The organism is Candidatus Binatia bacterium (assembly GCA_029248525.1).
In the GTDB taxonomy this organism is placed as follows: Bacteria; Desulfobacterota; Binatia; order UBA12015; family UBA12015; genus UBA12015.
Map to the genome: position 1 here is coordinate 237915 of JAQWJE010000039.1, position 19673 is coordinate 257587.

20 protein-coding genes are annotated in these 19673 nt (G+C 58.5%); 15 read left to right on the forward strand and 5 right to left on the reverse strand.

The window, feature by feature from the left end; genetic code table 11:
* Positions 1 to 215: 215 nt before the first annotated feature.
* Both P8K07_09225 and P8K07_09230 read left to right on the forward strand, forming a co-directional pair.
* Complete coding sequence (locus P8K07_09225) at positions 216 to 578, forward strand: iron-sulfur cluster assembly accessory protein (protein ID MDG1958706.1); 363 nt, start codon at positions 216 to 218, stop codon at positions 576 to 578.
* A gap of 92 nt (positions 579 to 670) precedes the next feature.
* The gene (locus tag P8K07_09230) at positions 671 to 1396 is read left to right on the forward strand and encodes an HAD hydrolase-like protein (protein ID MDG1958707.1); all 726 of its coding nucleotides are present in this window, start codon (positions 671 to 673) and stop codon (positions 1394 to 1396) included.
* Here P8K07_09230 and lon read toward each other — a convergent pair.
* The 4 genes from lon to P8K07_09250 are packed head-to-tail and all read right to left on the reverse strand — an operon-like array spanning position 1321 to position 5785.
* On the reverse strand, positions 1321 to 3726 hold the full coding sequence (gene lon / locus P8K07_09235) for an endopeptidase La (GenBank protein MDG1958708.1): 2406 nt from the start codon (positions 3724 to 3726) through the stop codon (positions 1321 to 1323). The genes P8K07_09230 and lon overlap by 76 nt on opposite strands.
* Before the next feature lie 17 nt (positions 3727 to 3743).
* On the reverse strand, positions 3744 to 4691 hold the full coding sequence (locus P8K07_09240; protein ID MDG1958709.1) for a methyltransferase domain-containing protein: 948 nt from the start codon (positions 4689 to 4691) through the stop codon (positions 3744 to 3746).
* On the reverse strand, positions 4691 to 5623 hold the full coding sequence (locus P8K07_09245; GenBank protein MDG1958710.1) for an ATP-binding protein: 933 nt from the start codon (positions 5621 to 5623) through the stop codon (positions 4691 to 4693). The genes P8K07_09240 and P8K07_09245 overlap by 1 nt, the downstream gene beginning before the upstream one ends.
* Positions 5624 to 5629: 6 nt before the next feature.
* Entirely contained in the window at positions 5630 to 5785 is a 156-nt protein-coding gene (locus tag P8K07_09250) for a thiamine biosynthesis protein ThiS (GenBank protein MDG1958711.1), read from the reverse strand.
* A 166-nt stretch (positions 5786 to 5951) separates the two neighbouring features.
* Between P8K07_09250 and P8K07_09255 the strand changes: the two genes are divergently transcribed.
* Positions 5952 to 6323, forward strand: a complete 372-nt coding sequence (locus tag P8K07_09255; protein ID MDG1958712.1) for a hypothetical protein — start codon at positions 5952 to 5954, stop codon at positions 6321 to 6323.
* A 13-nt stretch (positions 6324 to 6336) separates the two neighbouring features.
* Here P8K07_09255 and P8K07_09260 read toward each other — a convergent pair whose 3' ends face one another.
* Positions 6337 to 7248, reverse strand: a complete 912-nt coding sequence (locus P8K07_09260; protein ID MDG1958713.1) for an RluA family pseudouridine synthase — start codon at positions 7246 to 7248, stop codon at positions 6337 to 6339.
* A 23-nt stretch (positions 7249 to 7271) separates the two neighbouring features.
* On the opposite strand from P8K07_09260, the gene P8K07_09265 reads away from it, so the two are divergent.
* The 12 genes from P8K07_09265 (at position 7272) to P8K07_09320 (ending at position 19670) form a co-directional block, all read left to right on the forward strand.
* Positions 7272 to 9872: a 1-acyl-sn-glycerol-3-phosphate acyltransferase gene (locus tag P8K07_09265; GenBank protein ID MDG1958714.1), complete on the forward strand. Its 2601-nt coding sequence runs from the start codon at positions 7272 to 7274 to the stop codon at positions 9870 to 9872.
* A 190-nt stretch (positions 9873 to 10062) separates the two neighbouring features.
* Complete coding sequence (locus P8K07_09270; GenBank protein MDG1958715.1) at positions 10063 to 10404, forward strand: hypothetical protein; 342 nt, start codon at positions 10063 to 10065, stop codon at positions 10402 to 10404.
* Positions 10405 to 10667: 263 nt separating this feature from the next.
* Positions 10668 to 11108 (forward strand): ubiquinol-cytochrome c reductase iron-sulfur subunit, encoded by a 441-nt coding sequence (locus tag P8K07_09275; protein ID MDG1958716.1) that lies wholly within the window; start codon positions 10668 to 10670, stop codon positions 11106 to 11108.
* A gap of 76 nt (positions 11109 to 11184) precedes the next feature.
* The gene (locus P8K07_09280; GenBank protein ID MDG1958717.1) at positions 11185 to 11955 is read left to right on the forward strand and encodes a cytochrome b N-terminal domain-containing protein; all 771 of its coding nucleotides are present in this window, start codon (positions 11185 to 11187) and stop codon (positions 11953 to 11955) included.
* A 104-nt stretch (positions 11956 to 12059) separates the two neighbouring features.
* Positions 12060 to 12866: a cytochrome C gene (locus P8K07_09285; protein ID MDG1958718.1), complete on the forward strand. Its 807-nt coding sequence runs from the start codon at positions 12060 to 12062 to the stop codon at positions 12864 to 12866.
* A 39-nt stretch (positions 12867 to 12905) separates the two neighbouring features.
* Positions 12906 to 13049, forward strand: coding sequence for a hypothetical protein (locus P8K07_09290; protein MDG1958719.1), 144 nt, complete (start codon positions 12906 to 12908; stop codon positions 13047 to 13049).
* A 22-nt stretch (positions 13050 to 13071) separates the two neighbouring features.
* On the forward strand, positions 13072 to 15759 hold the full coding sequence (locus tag P8K07_09295) for a c-type cytochrome (protein MDG1958720.1): 2688 nt from the start codon (positions 13072 to 13074) through the stop codon (positions 15757 to 15759).
* A gap of 74 nt (positions 15760 to 15833) precedes the next feature.
* Entirely contained in the window at positions 15834 to 15995 is a 162-nt protein-coding gene (locus P8K07_09300; GenBank protein ID MDG1958721.1) for a hypothetical protein, read from the forward strand.
* A gap of 65 nt (positions 15996 to 16060) precedes the next feature.
* The gene (gene pstB / locus P8K07_09305) at positions 16061 to 16804 is read left to right on the forward strand and encodes a phosphate ABC transporter ATP-binding protein PstB (GenBank protein MDG1958722.1); all 744 of its coding nucleotides are present in this window, start codon (positions 16061 to 16063) and stop codon (positions 16802 to 16804) included.
* A gap of 105 nt (positions 16805 to 16909) precedes the next feature.
* Positions 16910 to 17587 carry a phosphate signaling complex protein PhoU gene (gene phoU, locus P8K07_09310; protein ID MDG1958723.1) on the forward strand — a complete coding sequence of 226 codons (678 nt, stop codon included), beginning with the start codon at positions 16910 to 16912 and terminating at the stop codon, positions 17585 to 17587.
* Positions 17588 to 17601: 14 nt separating this feature from the next.
* Positions 17602 to 18324: a response regulator transcription factor gene (locus P8K07_09315; protein ID MDG1958724.1), complete on the forward strand. Its 723-nt coding sequence runs from the start codon at positions 17602 to 17604 to the stop codon at positions 18322 to 18324.
* A 20-nt stretch (positions 18325 to 18344) separates the two neighbouring features.
* Positions 18345 to 19670: an ATP-binding protein gene (locus tag P8K07_09320; GenBank protein MDG1958725.1), complete on the forward strand. Its 1326-nt coding sequence runs from the start codon at positions 18345 to 18347 to the stop codon at positions 19668 to 19670.
* Positions 19671 to 19673 lie beyond the last annotated feature (3 nt).

A 19673-nucleotide genomic window follows, 5' to 3' on the forward strand; every position in this document is an offset into this window, starting at 1 on the left:
TTCTTGGTCGCTGGCCTTCTTGGTCGCTGGCCTTCTTGGTCGCTGGCCTTCTTGTTGGCTGGCCCGGTCGCGCCTGCGAGAGCACATGCTTTCCCGGTGGTGGCCGGGAAAACGACTAAAGCTCTCCGGCGTGTCTGTCCGGTTCAGGCGGCGTCCGCCTGGCGGGCGAATTTTGTCGAGTTGACCCGACGGTTTAGCGGAGGTAATTTTTCAACATGGAAGAAATCCAGGTGGATACGGGAACCGGTGTCGGACTCTCCGAGGCAGCGATCGTGCGGGTTCAGCAGCTTTTGGCCAAGGAGAAGCGGCCGGCGACTGGCGGTCTTCGCGTTGGGGTTGTTAACGGCGGTTGCTCGGGCATGAGCTACACGCTTGGCCTCGATGATCAGCCCTCGGATGCGGATAATGTTTTTGATATGGGTGCTGTGAAAATTTTCGTCGACCCCGAAAGCCTGCCCTACCTCGAAGGCATGGTTGTCGACTTCGCCGACGGACTGCATGGCGCCGGCTTTCGCTTCACAAACCCCAACGCCGAGCGCACCTGCGGTTGCGGCACCTCCTTCGCTCCGAACGAATAGAGCTGGGACTCGGACGTCCGCAGTCTGGTTGCCCGGGGACTCCCTGAACTACAGATGCAGGGCACCCGTGAGGGCAAAGGACTTCGAGAAAGGTGGACTTGGCAGATACCGCCCATCATATCGTCTGGGATCTCGACGGAACGCTGGTGGACTCGCGGTCCGACCTTGTCGCGGCCGTCAATGAGGCACTACGCACGATCTCATGTCCGGGCTTGCCAGCCAGCGTGGTCCTCTCCTTTGTCGGTGATGGCGTGGCAGCTCTGGTCCGTCGAGCGGTCCGCGAATCCCATGCCCCGGCGGCAGCCGAGGTCCCGGCCCTCGAGGCTTTGGAGGCCTACTATTTTGACCATTGCCTGGAGAATACGATGCTCTATCCGGGGATTGCGGAGGTTCTGGACAAGCTCCTCGAGGCGGGTCATGAGCTCTCTGTTCTGACCAACAAAAAAGAGGTGTTCACCCGGAGAATCCTCGAAGGCCTCGGGCATGCCGATACATTTTCGCGTGTCGTGGGCGGCGACTCAGGTTGGGGTCTGAAGCCGAACCCCGCTGGTTTGCGATGGCTGCTGGGCCAGTCGTCGATCGCCCCCCGAAATACCTGGATGGTGGGCGACTCCGGCGTGGATATCGCAACCGCCATCTCGGCAGGAACTCGGGCGGCCGCGGTTTCGTGGGGGTTTAATTCCCCCGCAGCCCTCCGGGCAGCAGGGGCTTCGATATCTCTCGGGTCTCCGGGGGAGATCCTTCAGCTTTTGGGCTTGGGCGCCAGCGCGACTTCCAGCACGTCGCCTATTTCGGACGCAAAAGTGAAATCGATTTGATCACGAATCTTCTCGGGCACATCATGGAGGTCCTTTCGGTTCCTCTCGGGCAGAACAATATGCGTAATCCCCGCCCGCGCAGCAGCAAGCACCTTTTCCTTGACGCCGCCGATCGGCAAGACGGCGCCTCGGAGCGTCAGCTCGCCTGTCATCGCCACATACGGGAGGACGGGTCGTTCGGTCAGTAACGAGGCCAACGACGTCGCCATCGTGACTCCGGCGGACGGGCCATCCTTCGGTGTGGCGCCGGCGGGAACATGAATATGAAGGTCGGTTTCCTCATAGAAATCAGCCGGAACTCCGAGCGACTCGGCTCTGGAGCGAATCAGCGACAGCGCAGTTTGCGCTGATTCCTTCATCACATCGCCAAGCGAGCCCGTCAGCGTAAGGCCTTTTTTACCCGGCATCCGCGTGGATTCGACGAAAAGGATATCGCCACCGGCGGCAGTATAGGCCAGGCCCGTCACGACTCCGATCTGTGCCTTCCGGTCGGCCACCTCCGCGAAGAAGGTCGCCGGACCGAGAAGATCGGCGACCATTTTTTCGTCAATCCGGAACGGACCAGTATCCCCTTCGGTGACGCCTCGGGCGATCTTTCGGCAGGTGCGTCCGATCTCTCGCTCCAGGTTTCGCAACCCGCCTTCTCGCGTATAGTTGCGGATAATTGACTGCAGGGCTTCGGTCTCGAACGCTATCTCGACAGAAGCCAGCCCGTTTTCCTCTATCTGACGCGGGACGAGATGCCGGACCGCGATCTCGAGCTTCTGTTCCTCGGTGTATCCGGAGATTTCGATGACCTCCATGCGGTCACGGAGGGCATGAGGAATTGGTTCCAACTGGTTGGCGGTCGTGAGAAAAATTGCTTGCGAAAGGTCGAAGGGGACGTCGAGATAATGATCCGAGAATTTATCGTTTTGCTCGGGGTCCAGAACCTCGAGCAGAGCACTTGCCGGGTCCCCGCGAAAGTCGGCCCCGATCTTGTCGATTTCATCAAGAATGAAGAGCGGATTTCTGGTGCCGGCGGTGCGCATATTTTGAATGATTCGCCCGGGCAGCGATCCGACGTAGGTGCGGCGGTGCCCTCGAATTTCAGCTTCATCACGAACGCCACCGAGAGACATCCTGACAAATTCCCGACCCATGGCGCGTGCGATCGATCGGCCAAGAGACGTCTTCCCGACGCCCGGGGGGCCCGCAAAGCAGAGGATCGGACTTTTCGGATCCTCCCGAAGTTTTCGCACGGCGAGGTATTCAAGAATCCGGTCCTTGACCATATCCAGTCCGAAGTGGTCCTCATCGAGGACTTCGCGGGCATGTGCGATGTCGAGGTTGTCCTCGGAGGTATGGTTCCACGGTAGATTGGCAAGCCATTCAAGGTAAGTGCGGACCACGGAGTGCTCGGCAGATTCGGGAGGAATCAGACGCAAACGATCCATCTCGGCATCCGCGGCCTTCCGCGCGTCGGGAGGCAAGTCTGCTTCGTCGAGCTTCTGACGCAGTTCATCGAGGTCTGCGCCCCGAGAATCGGACTCGCCCAACTCCTTCTGGATCGCGCGGAGCTGTTGGCGGAGATAGAATTCCTTTTGGTTTTGCGCGAGCTCCGTCTGCACCTGGCTCTGGATCTTGGACCCAAGCTCGAGCATATCGATCTCTCGACCAATGATCTTGATCAGGCGATCCATCCGGGAATGAATGTCCGAGGTGTTGAGCAGTTCCTGCTTTTCCTCGAGCCCGATATTCAAATTTGAGGAAATCAAATCCGTGACCTTGCCCGGATCCTTGATATTCATCACTACCAGTTGCAGTTCGTCCGGGAGGTAGGGGATGAGCGAGACGAATTTTGCGAATTGGTTGACCAGGTGGGTTTGTCTGGCGGCAAGCTCGTCCTCGGGGCCATAGGCGTCCTCGACGGGAAGGATGCGCCCCGAGAAGTATGGCGACTCCTGCTCGAGGTCGACGACATCCACTCGACGAATTCCCTGGACCAATATCCGGACGCTCTGGTCCGGATATTTCAACATCTTGAGCAGGCGACCGACGGTGCCTCGTCGATGGATGGAATGGCGAGAGGGAGTTTCCTCCTCGGCATCCTTTTGCGCGACAAGCGCCAGGAGCCGATCGCCTGCAAGGACCTCTTCGACTAACTCCAGCGATGGCTTGCGGGAGATCGGAAGCGGGACAATCGCACTGGGGAAGATGACGACTCCCCGCAAGGCAAGCACGGGTAGATGATCGGGTATTTCGACGTTGCCGGTATCTTCCTCAAAGCCGTAGAACTTTGCGTTGGCGTCGAGATCCTCGATTCCTGCTTCCTCGTTTTCATCAGACATCCAACCGCACTCCTTTTTTAGGGCGACTCTCTATCCGGGTTGTTGTCATGATCCGAGGCTGCGGGCAAAGAGGGCTCATCCTTGCCTTCCGTCGGCAGAGTTTCGCCTTCTGCTCCGGGGGGCTCGGACGAGCTATCCGCTCGAACCTCCGGGTCGTCGATCTCGGCGAGACGCCAGGCGGTCATCAGGAAACCTGTGTGGCCGACCATCCGATGGTCCGGCCGCACGGAATTATAGGCGACATGCCAATAGCGCTGCAAGATCTCCGAGGTTCGGGCTTCGACCAGCAGTGGTTCGGCGCGGACGGCTGCGCCCAGCGTGTCGAGCTGCAGGGTTGTCGGTACCCAGCAGGCCAGCATTCCTCCTGGCCGCAAGGCCTGAACGGCAGCCGGAATCACCGGCGCAGGGTCCGGCATGTCGAGGAGAATGCGGTCGACCTCGCGCTCCGGGATCTCCTCTTCGGCATCTCCGAGAACGAGCGACCAATTCGGCGCATCGCCGTGGAACATCGCGATATTCTCGCGAGCCATCTCTATATGGTCCTCGCGGCGCTCAATGGACACGAGACTACCTGTTGGCCCCACTGCCCGGAGAAGCGCGATTGTCATTGCGCCCGGACCTACGCCGCTCTCGATGACACGAGCCCCGGGATAGACATCCAGTTGCGTGAGAATGGAGCCCGAGTCCTTTGGGTAGATGACCTGAGCCTTGCGGGGGAGATGGGTGATGAGCCGGTCGTACGTCGGACGAAAAATATAGACGGTACCGCCCTGACTGGTGCGCATTTTCAGCCCATCCGGGCGGCCGACGATCTGATCCACATCGAGATGCCCCTTCTTGAAGCTCAAGCGGCGGCCCGCACGAACCTGACGCAGGTATTCGCGACCTTTCTCGTCGATGAACAAAAGGGTTTCTCCCAGTTCGATCGGACCTGTCATCTTGGGCTGGCTCGGTGTTCCACTCATCAGTTTTTTTCCCTTCCGGGGTTTCTGTCGGTACGCTTGCGTTCCACTTCGCGGCGAAGGGAACAAAAAGAACATAGCTCGTGAAACGCCGGCATCCCACAATTCGTGCAGGTACCGCCATCCGAACGACTTGCCGGCTCCGCGAAGTTGGCCCTGCCGCGGCGCAGGAAATCGCCGACAAAGGCGCTTTTGCTGCCGGGGCTTTCATGTTCGAGGTCGTCGAGCATTCGTTTGTAAGTCAGTTGCGTGGCGCCCGCTGCATTCGGGCATTCCTGCACTTGGTAATCGATTTTACGCATGAATGCGTAGGCGGCGATTTCGTATTCGCTGGCGAGAAAAAACGGTTTGACCTTGCGAACAAACTTTGGATGGCGAGACTGCAGGACCGGGCTTTGGCGGAAGAGCTGTTCCTCTCGCCAGCGGAGAACATTGCCCAGGAGACGGGCCGCCTCATCGTCGAGGTTGTGACCCGTAACGAGCACCTCACATCTGAACTCGAGGGCCGCCTGATCAAAATAGTAGCGCTTGGCCTTGCCGCAAGCGGCACACGGCGGGCGGTGGGTCGCGCTGGCCATCTCGGGGACCGCCAGGTTGGCGGCGGCCAGCGAGCGGACCTCGAAGCGGAGGCCCCGAGCCTCGGCGAACGCCTGACACCGATCGAGCGACTGCCGGGAATAGCCATCAATTCCCAGCTCCAGATGAAAGCCAAGCGTGTCGTGGCCAGCCCGGGAAAGTAGTTCCCAAAGTGCGAGGCTATCCTTGCCTCCGGAGACGGCCACAAGGAGTTTTTGTCCCGGTACGAACATCGCCTCGTTTTCGATCTGTTTGAGGGTTCGTCGTTCAAACCAGAAGAGAAAACAGGGCCGGCAGAATGAAGCATTATGGGCCCGAAGAGCGATTTCAGCGGGTTCCCCGCATCGTGTACACTTCATTGGGCTTCAGCCTCCACTGATCACCGAGCGGATTTCGATTTCGTCATCGGGTTCCAAAACCGCGTCTTCGGTCAGAAGCGCGTCGCCGCGAATCACCAGCACGGTGCTCGGTAGCAATTGCAATCGGTGGAGGAGGGCATGCACCCTCCGAACTCCGCTCATCTCGGACTCTTCTCCTGAGGGGCTGAATCGGACCTTTACCAAGCGTAACCGGCTATCAGAGTCACCGCGAAGCGGCCAGCTTGAATTCCGGTTCTCCAATCAAGACACTCTGAATGGGTGCGGGCTCCGGTTTTTTCTGGAAGGCGGCCCCGAGGGGGGCAGACTGATGGCGAGGGCCAAGAAGAAGACCACAAAGGGCGGGGCGGCCAAGAAGCAGGGCTTCAGCCTGTGGGGCGACAAGAAGAAGACCGAAGAGGCGTCTGAGGGCTTGCCCAAGGACGAGGCCGGTCGGCTGAAGATCAAGCGCCAATATGAGGAGCTCCTGGGAATCCGCATCAGCAAGCTGGCTGGCAGGATCCTGAACCGCGAGAGAATCGACAAGACCGTCGAGGGCATCTATTTCCTCTGCGCCAATTGCAAGCAGGTCTGCCATAATCTGGACGAGGGCTTGATCGAAGATCCGGAGAATCAGAAGAATATCTGCGAGAGTTGCCCGTCTGGTCCTGCACCGACACGCAAGAGCGCGAAGGCCACTTGAGCCGGGGCTCGCTTTAGATCGGATCGTCGCTCGAGCGAACCCATTCCGGCCACCACGAAGGAATCGGTGCCCGTTCGACAATCCTCGACCCCGAGGCGGGGTCCGACCACCCGATAGTTTCGCCGTGCAGGTAATGACCGGGAAGCTGGTCGTCGGCCGGCGGGCCATACAGGCCATCGTTCACGACGGGATGTCCGATGCTCGCCAGGTGCACACGGACCTGATGCCTGAGCCCGGTCCGGGTTTCGACTCTCACGAAAGTCTGCGCACCATCGCTCCGCAGGGGAGTAATGCGACTGAAGGCGGAGTGCGCAGCATATCGTGCGGCTTTGGCTGGATCACGAACCGGCACCATGCGCCGTCGGCTCTTTGGATGTTGACCGATCGCAAGGTCAACGGTCTGTGTCTCGTCGAGTCGGCCCTGCACCAGGCTTAAATAGGTCTTCTGCCAAGCTCGGTCGCGCGTTTGCTGTCGCAACTCCGACCACAATCTCTCATCGCGGGCCACCAGCAGTACGCCCGAGGTTCCTGCATCAAGACGGTGCACGATCCCGGACTCGAGAGGTGGTCCCGGCCATTGGCCGTCCGGTCGAGCAGCGGCGATCCGGGCCGCCATCGAATCGCCGGCCTGTCCGGCCAAAGCAACGGTGGGCAATCCGGCCGGTTTGTTCAGGACCAGGATCTCCGAGGTTTCGCGCAGGCAATCGAGCGAACCCTCGAGGGCTTCGGATGGCACCAGAGTAATTGAATCGCCGACAGCCAGGGCCTGTCCTGGCCTGGCGATCCGGCCGTTGACTCTGGCGCCGATCGAAAGACGACGAGCCCCACGGCGTCCGAGGCCTGCCCGGCGCGCCAAAAACGCGTCCAATCGCAGACCGGCTTCGGGCGAGGTAACGATATAGGGAGCTGAAGGTGCAGGAATCACCCAGACAACGTAAGCTCAAGAACATGGACTCCGAAACCCCCAGGGTCACAGCCCGTCCCACCGAGGGCGGCTTACGTGGATGGCTCACGCGCTGGCTGACAGCCTACGTCCATATTGATGCGGCGGGTTTGCAACAGGTAGCGGATCGGAGCCGGCAGGGCCGCCTCATCTACGTGCTTCGGCAGCGGTCCCGACTCGACGCCTATATCGTCTCGTGGCTTCTCGGCCGGGAGGGGTTGCCCCTGCCCGCGCACATTTGCAGCATTCCCGGGCCCTTGTCGGATGCTCGTCGGAGACTCGGAAAATGGTTCCGCGCACCCTTCTGGCCGGGGGTGAAAAGCCGCCAGAAGAGAGACCTTCGCGCCGTGATCGCCACGCTCGAGGCAGGCGAACCCGTTTTGCTCTTTCTTCGGGCGAGGAACCCGGGACTATTTCGGGGACGTCGGGAGTCCCTGAAGGCCGCTCGCCCGGGGAATCTGATTCTCGAAGAAATTGTGGAATGGGCGCGGGAATCGAAGCAGACAACCCACCTCGTGCCACTCTCGGTATTCCGCGGGCGTGTTTTTCGGCATCAGGAGCGCCGACTGGCGGCGCTCGCCTATTCGGTGCATGACGCTCCAAGTGACGTCAAGAAATTACTGACTTATGCTTTCAATCGAGAGGATTTACTGGTCAGCATTGGTCGAATCACGAATCTGCAGCCGTTTCTGGAGCGCTGCCGGCGTCTCCACCCGTCGCGAGTCGCTCGACGACTGGGCAATTCCTTGCAACGCGAGTTGGCACAGGAGGAAAGGGCCGTATGGGGGCCGCTGCTGGAATCGCGAGAAGTCCTTGCGGAGCGAGTTTTCGAAGGGGCGGATGTCGAGCGCCAAGTGCGTGAAATCGCGGCCGAGCGTGGCATATCGGAGGCCAAGGCCTGGCGTGAGGCGCGAAAGTCGTTTTGGGAAATGGCCGCAAACTTCAATGGATTTGCTTTCGGGCTGATCGAGGGTGCTTTTCATCAAATTTGGAAACGGGCGTTTAGCGGTCTCGAAATTCGCGGCCTCGACCGCGTGGTGGACAAGGTCAAACATTCGCCCGTTGTCCTAGTTCCGTGCCACCGGAGTCATTTCGACTACCTCGTGCTGTCGTATCTTTTCCGGGAAAACTTTCTGTCGCCTCCCCATATTCACGCTGGCGATAATATGGCCTTTTGGCCTCTCGGGCCCTTCCTGCGCGGCGCCGGCGCATTCTTTGTGCGACGCAGCTTTGACGGCGACGCTCTCTACAAGATGGTGTTTCACCGATATCTCGGGACACTGATCCGGAAGGGTTACACACTCGAGTTTTTCATCGAGGGTGGGCGCAGCCGAACGGGCAAGATCCTCACCCCGAAACTTGGGGTGCTTGCCAGTATCGTTCGAGCTTTTCTGCAAGGCGTGCGCAAGGATCTCTACCTGGTACCGGTCTCGATCCATTACGGTCGAATCGCCGAGGAAAATGCTTACGACGCGGAACTCGGCGGAGCCGAAAAGCAACAGGAGTCGCTGGGAGCCTTGCTGCGAGCCCGCTCGATCCTGCGGCAGCGCCACGGTACCGTGTATGTGAGCTTTGCCGAACCCCTTTCGCTTCGAGAGATGCTCGGCGAAAATCGGGAACGCTTCTCACATCCTGAATTGTCTCCCGAGGTCGAGGCGGAGCACCGGCGATTCGTCCAAAAGCTCGGGTTCAAGCTCCTGCGCGAAGTGAACGAAGCCACAGTTGTCGGTGCCACCTCCCTTTCGTCGACAGTGCTTCTGGCCGGGAATTCCAGCGGATTGCAACTCTCGGATTTTGCCGCCTCCAGTCGGATGCTGGCCGAGATCCTGCGCTGGCGTGGCGCGACGTTTACGCCTTCGTTGGAGCGAAATTTGGGCCGGAGCAATTTTTCCGAGATCGTCGCGTTTCTGCAGTCGTCCGGTCTGATCGAAGTGCAGCCCGGGCCAAACGGCCCCCAGCTCAAGATCGCTGCGGGGAAGCGGACCGCACTCGATTTTTACAAGAATAACTCGATTCACTTCTTTCTTGTGCCCGCGCTGGTCGCACACGCGACTCTTCGCGGCGTTGCTCGAGAAGATCTCGAAGCAGAGGTCTGGTGGTGGCTGGAGCTTTTCCGGTGGGAGTTTCCGCTGCCCGAAAAAAGCGATGTAGGGCCGCGCATCGAGCGCTGCCTGGCCTATTTCGAGGCGCATGGAGCTGCTCTTGGGCAGGAATCACAGCCAGTGCCGCTCGTGCTGTCCCTCGCGGGGATTCTCGAGAACTTTCGAGAAGGTTATTGGATTACGGCTCGCGCCATCGATCGTCTCAGCCCCGAAACGCCGATTGCCGACGCCAAGTGGAGCGAGGCGATTCTCAAGAGCTTCGAGGCAGCGCAGTTGCTCGGGGAGGTCGTCCGGCCCGAGGCAGCCAATCCGGTCCTGTTCAAGAATGCCACCTCACGGTTCGCTGAATTGGGTTTTTTGCAGGTTTCAGAGGGTGCAAAGCCTCGGGATCGCGTGTTTTGTCGGGCGGGACACGAGCAGGAACTGGCGGGATTGATCCAGCGGCTCGGGTCGGCGCTGCTTTTACCCGAAGGTGACCGCTCCTACGAGACGCCCCAGCTTTAGGTCGGAAGGGGAAAGAGCCATAGAAACCCGGCGATTTTAGATCCGGAGTATGTTGACAATCACGCTGTTGTCGACTAATTCGATAGCGTTTTCGCGCTGCAAAACAGCGTATCTGCTCTGAGTATCTGGTGAGCAGAAGAAACGGGGGGAACAGATCGAGCCGAAGGACCCAACTGCGGAAGAGTCGCGCGTGGACAAGCTCACAAAAGAGCTGGCCGAGGCGATTAACGAGACGCAACCGGACTTCAAGCCGGGCATGAGGGATTACGCGATCGAAGTGTTGCGTGAAGCGGTTGAAGAACCGCCGCCCGAAGCGGAAAGGGTCGCTTTGGCTGCGGCCGGGACGCCAGCCCCGCTGAATCCGCTCGCTTTCGGGATTCCGTTGGTCGCCGTCGGATTCTTTCTCGCGCTGATTTTCCCGCCGGTCGGTCTGACGATCATGGCCCTCGGCGCAGTTACAGTTATAATTGGAGTCGCATCGGCGATCGTTCGATCGCTTTTGGCGAAAATTTCGTTTGGCAAGGCAAGCTAATGAAGCACTTTGCTGATCTTATTGGTGGGTGCGCGCAGCGATTTCTAATGTTGCTCCAAACCCGATGTTTGACCGAACACGAAGGCTGAGAGTTTTCCATGGCAAGTGGTGAAGCAACAGTACCTGAGACCTCTGACGACGCGGCAGCCGTTGCGTCCAGAAGACGCGAAGAGCAGCGTCTCGAGCGCGCCAAGCGACAGCGCGAGAAAGCGCAACTCGGGGGCTTATGGTCGCGGCGCGACGTGATCGGACGCGTCGGTTGGATGCTTTTTGGCGTCTTCTCGCTGACTTTCCTGCTTGCGGCTCTTCGAGCGGCTTTCCCCCGGATCCTGTTCGTCCCGCCGAGCAGTTTCAAGGCAGGCGTGCCCGGCGATTTCGCCATCGGCGAGGTGGATCGCAAATACGAGAAGGATTTCCGGGTCTGGATCGTGCGCGAACCCGAAGGGTTCTACGCATTGTGGGCGAAATGCACCCATCTCGGCTGCACCCCTCGTTGGCTCAACGCCGAAGCAAAATTCAAATGCCCTTGTCACGGCAGCGGCTTCTACAAAAGCGGCATCAACTTCGAGGGGCCGGCACCACGGCCGCTGGTCCGCCTGAAAATCGCTCTGGCCGAGGACGGCCAGATCAAGATCGACAAAAGCACCAAGTACCTGTTCGAAAAGGGCCAGTGGGGAAAACCTGGTTCGTTCCTGAAAGCTTGATTTCCGTCCGGCACGACAATGTGCCGAGACCGTCACGTTTGGCTGAATAACATTTCTGCCCTGAGGAGGGGCCCCCATGAGTTGGTGGGACGAAACAAAAGAACAAATCACGGAGTCGCAGGTTTGGAAGTCAATCTTCCGCCACGGCTATGATGATACGCCGCGAAACCGCATCTTGATGGTTTCGGGGAACGTCTGGCTTCATCTTCACCCGTCGAAGGTGCGCCGGCATGCAACACGGCTGCGCTTCACGTGGTGCATGGGCGGAATCACCTTCCTCATGTTCTTGATCACGGTCGTCACGGGCATCTATCTGATGTTCTACTACCGGCCCGTGACCCAGTACGCCTACGCGGACATGAAGTACCTCGAGTTCGACATGCCCTTCGGTATGGTAATGCGCAACATGCACCGCTGGGCAGCACACGGCATGGTGATCGCTGTATGGCTGCATATGTTCCGGGTGTTCCTGACCGGTTCCTACAAGCCGCCTCGCGAGTTCAACTGGATCGTCGGCGTCATCCTTCTCGTCCTGACTTTGTTGCTGAGCTTCACCGGCTATCTGCTCCCTTGGGATCAGTTGGCGATCTGGGCTGTAACCGTGGGTTCGAACATGGGTGCGGCGACGCCATTAATGGGGAACGAGGGGCCGTTCAAGGAGTTGCTCGGAGCAAATCCGATCTACGACGTGCGGGCCTTCCTCTTCGGTGGCGGCGAAGTCGGACCGGCTACACTGCTTCGGTTTTACATTCTGCACTGCATTTTTATTCCGCTCGTCACGAGTCTTTTCCTGGCGGTTCATTTCTGGAGAATTCGTCGTGATGGCTTCTCTGGTCCGGCACTGTAGGGGAGGGGGACTATCAGATGCGCGTACTCGTTCTTCCAATTCTTTTCGTCGTAATCGTCTGGGCCTTGTACGTTCTGGCCGCGCCCCCAAAGGATCTCTAGATCATGGCGACAACCACGAAACCACCCGCAACCGGCGGCCGCGTTGAAGTCACACTGAAGAAGGCCTTCGGGCCCGGTGACGACAAGGTTCATACGTGGCCTCATCTGATTCGAGCGGAGTTTCTCTGCGGCCTTCTGGTGACCATCTTCATGATGGTCTGGGCCCTCTCGATCGATGCCCCGCTCGAGGAACCTGCGAACCCGGCGAGAACGCCAAACCCGTCCAAGGCACCTTGGTATTTCCTCGGTCTGCAGGAGATCCTGGTGTTCTTCGACCCATGGCATGCGGGCGTGGTCTTGCCCAGCCTGATCATCGTCGGGCTGATGGTGATCCCCTACATCGACATCAATCCCGCCGGCAACGGCTACTACGTCTGGGAGTCCCGGAAATGGGAGCTTCTGACCTTTTTCTTCGGGTTTCACATCCTGTGGGTCTCGCTGATCGTTATCGGGACCTTGTTGCGCGGTCCCGGCTGGAACTGGTTCTGGCCCTGGGAGCGTTGGGACCCTCATCTGGTTGAGGCCCTGACAAGCGTCAACTTCCCGTACCTTCTGGGGATTCGTGACTACTTTTGGTCAGCGATCTTCGGGCTGGTGAGTGTGATCCTGTTTTTCACCGTTGGCACCGCTGCGATGTATGCATGGTGCGTTTGGCTCAAGGGCAAGGAATTCATGGTGCGTTGGGGCATGCCGCGATTCCTGATCACCTCGTTCCTCTTTCTGAACATGATGGGAACTCTGGTGAAGATGCTGATGCGACACCTGTTTAACATTCAGTATGTGATGGAGACTCCCTGGATTAATATCTGAAGCAGCCTCATGCGATTTTATTTGGCAAAAACACTTCAGATGGCAGGAATTTTAATAGTAGGAATCGGCCTGTTTCAGAGCCTGGCAGAAATTGCCGGCCTCAGGTTCGAGTTGGAGATGCTGGTAGCCGGAACTGTGGTGTTCACGGCAGGACGACTGATCGAGAGTCGCGACGGAGACTGAACCCCGGCGCGAGTTGGAAACCATGGCGAGACGAGATCTTAACCTCGAAGATGAAAAGCGCAGTTACGCAGGATTGTGGCTGTTGTGTGCAGCGTTGCTTGTGGTGGGTGCCATCTGGGCCCTCCTCGATGACACGACGCTTCGGCGCCCCTGGAAACAGGTCCAGAACGAGTTCTTTGCTCTGGAGAAGGGCCGGCAAATCAAGGCATTGGAAGCCGAAGAGGCTTCTCTTGGCGGCAATGAGACCTATCAGGAGCTCCAAGCGAACCTGACCAAAGCTCAAGACGCGCTGAAAGAACCTTCGACTGCGGCGGAAATTGCGGCATTGGAGGCAAAGCTTCCCGGCCTCGGACTTGATAACCGCGATGCCGATATCAGGGTCCGGTTTATCAAGAGCGAACTCGAAGTCGCCAAATTCAAATACGATCACGCGATCCAGGAAGGTGGCGACGTCGGGGCCGCCCGTGAGCATCGCGACGAGTTGAGTCGCCAGAAAGAGACTCTCGAAGCCGCTTTCGCCGAATCACAGGCGGATGTCGCGGCGGTTGAGGGCGAAATTGCGAAGTTGCGCGCTCCAGTAACGGCCGCACAGAAAGAGCTGGATACGGTCGCCTCGGAGAGGGACGCGATACAGGTGAAGCTCGACGGCATGAAGTCCGTGATTGGTATCTTGGAGACCGACCGGATTCCGACGATTCATCAAATTGTCCTGCCGGACTTCGATGTGAACAACTTCGAGCAGCCAGTGGGACGTGTGGACCGTTGTGTTACTTGTCATATCGGGATTGACCGGGCAGGTTTCGAGGACGTCGGCCAGCCGCTTGCGACTCATCCGGACCGCTCCCTCTATATCGGAAAGCATCCAAGCAATCAGTTCGCCTGTACGCCTTGCCACGACGGGCAGGGCGTAGCCTTGAACTCGGTAGAACAAGCCCACGGTGACGTAGCGTTTTGGCTGCAGCCCTTATTGCGAGGCCCGCAGCAACAGTCGCGTTGTATCGATTGCCACCGCGAGGTCGTCGACCTCGAAGGTGCGGGGAACATCGCCAAGGGCGAGCAACTCTTCGAGCAACTTGGCTGTCACGGATGCCATCTGGTGGCCGGTTACGAGGAACTCGACAAAGTCGGACCAAGCCTGGCCCGGGTCTCTGCCAAAGTCGACCCCCAATGGTTGGTCGATTGGATCCAGAACCCTCAGGCCTTCCGGCCCCGAACCAAAATGCCGAATTATATGTTCTCGGACGAAGAAGCGACTGCTGTGGCCGCCTACGTCTGGACCTCCAGTCAGGAGGATGGGGCCGAATGGGAAGCCCGCCAAGTGAGCGACACGGGGGTCGACGCATCGAACCCCGAACTGGTCGCCGAAGGCGAACTCGTATTTAACCAGGTTGGTTGTCGAGGTTGTCACGCGGTAGGCGAGGAGCAAGTCTCCCGGAGTCTCGGAGTGGACAAGGACTGGGCGCCCAATCTCTCCCGCGTCGCGATGAAGACCAATGGCGAGTTCCTCTACGCCTGGGTCAAGAACCCCAAGGGGTATAATGCCCACACCCGAATGCCGAGCCTGCGCCTTTCCGATCAGGAAGCCCGGGCCGTATCTTCGTATCTTTTGAGTATCTCTCCCACGATGGAGCCGGACCCTGAAACAGTGACCGTGGCCATGCTCGAAGACCCGGAGCGTGCCGAGCAAGGCAAGGCGCTGATCCGCAAATACGGGTGTGCCGGGTGTCATACGATCAACGGGATGGAAAACGAGTCTCGTATCGGTGTGGAGCTCTCCGCCTTTGCGGCCAAGGGCATCGAAGAGCTCTTCTTCGGAAACGCCAAGGGCATCGACCACAATTGGAATGCCTGGACCTACGGGAAGCTCGAGAACCCTCGCGTCTACGCCACCGAGCACGTGGAAGGAATTATGCCCAACTTCCATCTGAGTCACGAGGACATCATCAATCTTCGTGTGTGGCTCCTGAGCAGAAACGATCGCCAGCCTCCAATGAGCTATCGGCAACCGGGCTACGACGGCCGGTGGGCAAAAGTTCAAAAGGGCAGACGGTTGGTCGACAAATACAACTGTCAGGGTTGTCACGAAATCGACGGCAAGGGCGGCTATATCAACGCTCTCTACGAAGATAACCCGACCGAGGCACCTCCGATTCTCTACAACGAGGGCGGTAAGGTTCAACCCGAGTGGCTTTACGGCTTCTTGCAGAACCCCGCGCTCCAGCCTCTGCGTTTCTGGCTGAAGGTCCGGATGCCCACCTTCCCGCTCTCGGCTGATGATACGACATCGATTGTGGAGTATTTCACAGCGAAATCCGAGCTGGAAAACCCGTATTTCTTCTGGGATCCGAAAGTCGATTCCACCCCCGAGTTGTTGCACAACGGCGACCTGCTGATGTCGGAAGAATATTTCTCCTGCTGGTCGTGTCACGTGATGGGCGACAAGACACCGGGCGGACCCATGGAGTATTGGGCACCAAACCTGGCCTACGCTCACGAGCGCTTGAACCCGGACTGGATTATTCGCTGGATCGAGGACCCGCAGTCCGAAATGCCGGGAACCAAGATGCCGGCATTCTACCCGGGCGGCCCGGAGGATATCTTCGATGGGGATGAGGCCAAGCAGATCGTGGCGATGCGAGATTGGATCATGTCGCTCGATTATATGAGCGGTAATGCGGCAGCGGGTGACGAAATGGTGCAGGAACCATAGGGTCTTCTGCAACTTAACACTCTCGTAACATGGATCGAGTTGACCTTGACCTCGCTTGGACTAGACAGTCTGGTATGGACCAAGAACAACGAGACGAGAAGGCTTCTGCTGATCTCCTGCAACACCTGATCAGGTACCCCGAGGATCTGCTCGATATCCGTCGACTGCAGCGATCCTTCGGGGTGCCGTCACAGAGAGTGGCTCAGGTTTTATGGAAGGTGAGCCCGAGGCATTAATGGCCGTTTCTTCGTTTCCCAAGATCCCGGATCCTTCGCCTGAGGCACCTCATCGGCTTTCCCGAATGAGAGCGGAAGCTGTCGATTTTTACTACGGCGAGACTCAGGCACTCTCCGAGGTCTCCCTCGAGATTCCCGATCGCCATGTGCTGGCTCTGATCGGGCCCTCGGGCTGTGGCAAATCCACCTTCTTGCGCACCCTCAATCGGATGAACGATCTGGTGCCGGGCGCGCGGCTCGAGGGGAAAGTGCTCCTCGATGACAGGGATATCTACGAGCGCTCAGTCGACGTGGTCGACCTCCGGCGGCGCGTAGGAATGGTTTTCCAGAGATCCAATCCATTTCCGAAATCGATTTACGAGAATGTGGCCTACGGTCCGAGGATTCACGGTGTTTCCAACCGCACCGAACTCGATGGCATCGTGGAGGATACGCTACGGAGGGCCGCTCTCTGGGATGAAGTCCAAACACGGCTTCATACTTCGGCACTCTCTCTCTCCGGTGGACAACAACAGCGACTTTGTATCGCCAGAGCCCTGGCAGTACAGCCGGATGTGCTGCTGATGGACGAGCCCGCCTCGGCGTTGGACCCTTTGGCCACAGCAAAAATCGAAGAGTTGGTGCACGAGCTCAAGGCGGATTATACCATCGTGATCGTGACACATAATATGCAGCAGGCAGCTCGGGTTTCGGATACGACGGCCTATTTCTATCTCGGTAAGTTGATCGAAGTTGGGGAAACGTCCGCAATCTTTACCAATCCGGTCAAAAAGGAGACCGAAGACTATATCACGGGTCGTTTTGGCTAGCCTGCGAATAGAATTCGGTCCAGCTACCATAGGAGCATACCTACGGGGCGCGGACGGATGCCAGCAGCGCCGGTTACCAAGCGCGCCGTGAGTTATGGGGGGATAATGGCTCAACATACTGATCAAAGATACGAGGAAGAGCTCGGGACTTTGCGGCAGCATATCCTGGAAATGGGCGGCTTGGTGGAACGGCAGATCGGGGATGCCTCGAACTCTCTGGCGACGGCAGACCGAGTTCTTGCTGAGCGGACCATCGAGCGAGACCATGAAGTGAATCGATACGACGTGGAGATCGATGATGAGTGTCTCCGTCTGCTGGCGCTTCATCAGCCGGCTGCCGGCGATTTGCGTTTCATCACCACGGCTTTGAAAATCACAACGGATCTGGAGCGCATCGGGGATATGGCCGTCAATATCTGCGAGAGGACGATCGATCTCTCGGGCTCCGGCTTTGAACTGCTGGTGGATCTGCCTCGGATGTCCACTCTCGTGCAAAAAGCTCTCCGCGGATCGCTGGATGCTTTTGTCCGCGGCGATCCGGAGTTCGCCCTGCAGGTATGTCAGGAGGACGACGAAATCGACGACCTGCATGCCGCCATGTTTCGTGAGGTCCTCGACAAGATCCGCGACGACAGCAACTTGGTAGTGCCCGGGCTGGCCCAACTTTTCGTTTCGAAATACCTCGAAAGGATCGCCGACCACGCGACCAATATAGCCGAGATGGTTATTTTCATGGTCAAGGGGAAAAGTATCCGACACATCGCACTTCCTGACTCGATTTGAATAACGCTGACGTCATGAATCCGGCACCGGTCCTGATCATCGAAGACGAACCCGATATTCGAGAGCTTCTGACGATTACTCTCGAGGAGGAGAAATTCGAAGTCCTTGCGGCCGGAACGGGCGAGCAGGGATTGAAGATGGCTCGATCGGGGCGCCCTTCCTTGGTAATCCTCGACCTCATGTTGCCCAACGTCTCCGGACTCGATATCTGCCGCCAACTTCGATCCGAGCCAGACTTTTCCAATATTCCGATCTTGATGTTGACCGCGAAGGGCACGGAAACGGACAAGGTTGTTGGTCTGGAACTCGGTGCCGATGACTATGTAACGAAGCCCTTCAGCCCGCGTGAGCTTGTGGCGCGCGTGAAGGCACTTCTCCGACGCTCGCAGTCAGGCTCCGCATCTTCGAAGTCCCCGGCGCTCTATGAGAAATGCGGCATCAAGATCGACTTCGACACCTACGATGTCCGGATTCGAGGGCAGCGTGTCGAGCTTTCGTTACGCGAGTTCGAGCTCCTGGGCTTTTTGGTCACCCACCCCAATCGTGCCTACAATCGGGCCCAGTTGCTTGATCTGGTTTGGGGCTCCGAAACCTATGTCGAGCCCAGGACTGTGGATGTGCATATTCGACGATTGCGGCGGCACGTTGAGGAGAATGATTCGTCCCCGAGTCGCATTCTGACCGTTCGTGGCGTCGGATATCTATTTGATGATCGCGCCGATTCGGCGGCCGGCTAGGTCCGGAGATCGGAAAAAATTTGCTCCTTCGACTCGCCATAGGGTTTCTGCTCGGAATCATCGGAGGGACTGTCTGGCCCGGGCCCGCGGAGCAAAAGATTATCCTTGCGCTCCTCGTGGGCCTGGCGTGCCAAATACCTTCCGGTCGACGACAGCGAGAAAAGCTGTCCGCGCTTCAGAATTGGGCGGAGGCTGCTCGTGTTGGCAATTTCAAATCGCCACCGCTCTCGGCCGCGACACCCGATGCGATCGATCGATTGGGGCGAACCCTCGACACGGTGCTGAACACGCAACTGGAAACGCAACGAGGGCTCGTCTGGGAGCGTGATCGGCTGCAGGCGATCCTCAGCGCGATGGTCGAGGGCGTCTTGGTGATTGACCTCGCTGGAGTTGTGTTGCGGGCCAACGACCGGGTGCAGACCTTGCTTGAACTGCCCCAGGAAACAAACCCTCTGGGGATGTCGATCTGGGATCTGACGCGAGATATCGAGCTTCATCGGATTGTCCGCGATGCCATGGGTGCAGGTCGCTCGGCGAGTGGCGAGTTCGATCTGATCGGTGACGTCGCACGCCGGCTGGGTCTTACGGTTGGTCCAACGGCGGACGGTACCGCCTGGGTTCTGGTTTTTCACGATATGACCGAGCAGCGGCGGCTGGAAATGGTTCGAACTGACTTTGTGGCGAATGTCTCCCACGAACTCCAAACTCCCTTGACCGCGATCAAGGGGTTCGCAGAGACACTCCTTTCCTCGGAACTTACAGATCCTCAACAAGTTCGCCGTTATCTGTCCATTATCAATCGCAATAGCGAGCGAGTTGGCCTCCTCATCCGGGACTTGCTGGTAATCAGTGATCTCGAACTCGGCCGCGTTCCGTTGGCCCTGGCGAGCATCGAATTGGCGCCGGTGATCGAGGAGGTTGTCGAGCTTCTGGAAGAGGCTGCTCGAGCCAAGAACGTGACAATCGAGGTCGTCGCGGGAGCCGATGGTTGGATTATGGGCGATCACGACCGGTTGGTGCAGGTTTTTCTGAATCTGATCGATAACGCCATCAAATACACCCCCTCGGATGGTGAAATTCGTGTCGAGTGGAAGCCTCGCAAAGAATTTTTGTCGATCAGCGTCGCGGATAGCGGTATCGGGATCCCCGAATCCGATCTACCTCGGCTTGCCGAGCGGTTCTACCGGGTCGACAAAGCGCGCTCGCGGGAGGCTGGCGGGACTGGGCTGGGCCTTTCGATCGTCCGCCATATTGTACTGGCCCATGACGGGACGTTGGAATTTTCCAGCCGCGTGGGAGTTGGAACGAAGGTCATGATCTCCTTACCCCGTGCCACCAATGCCTGAAGA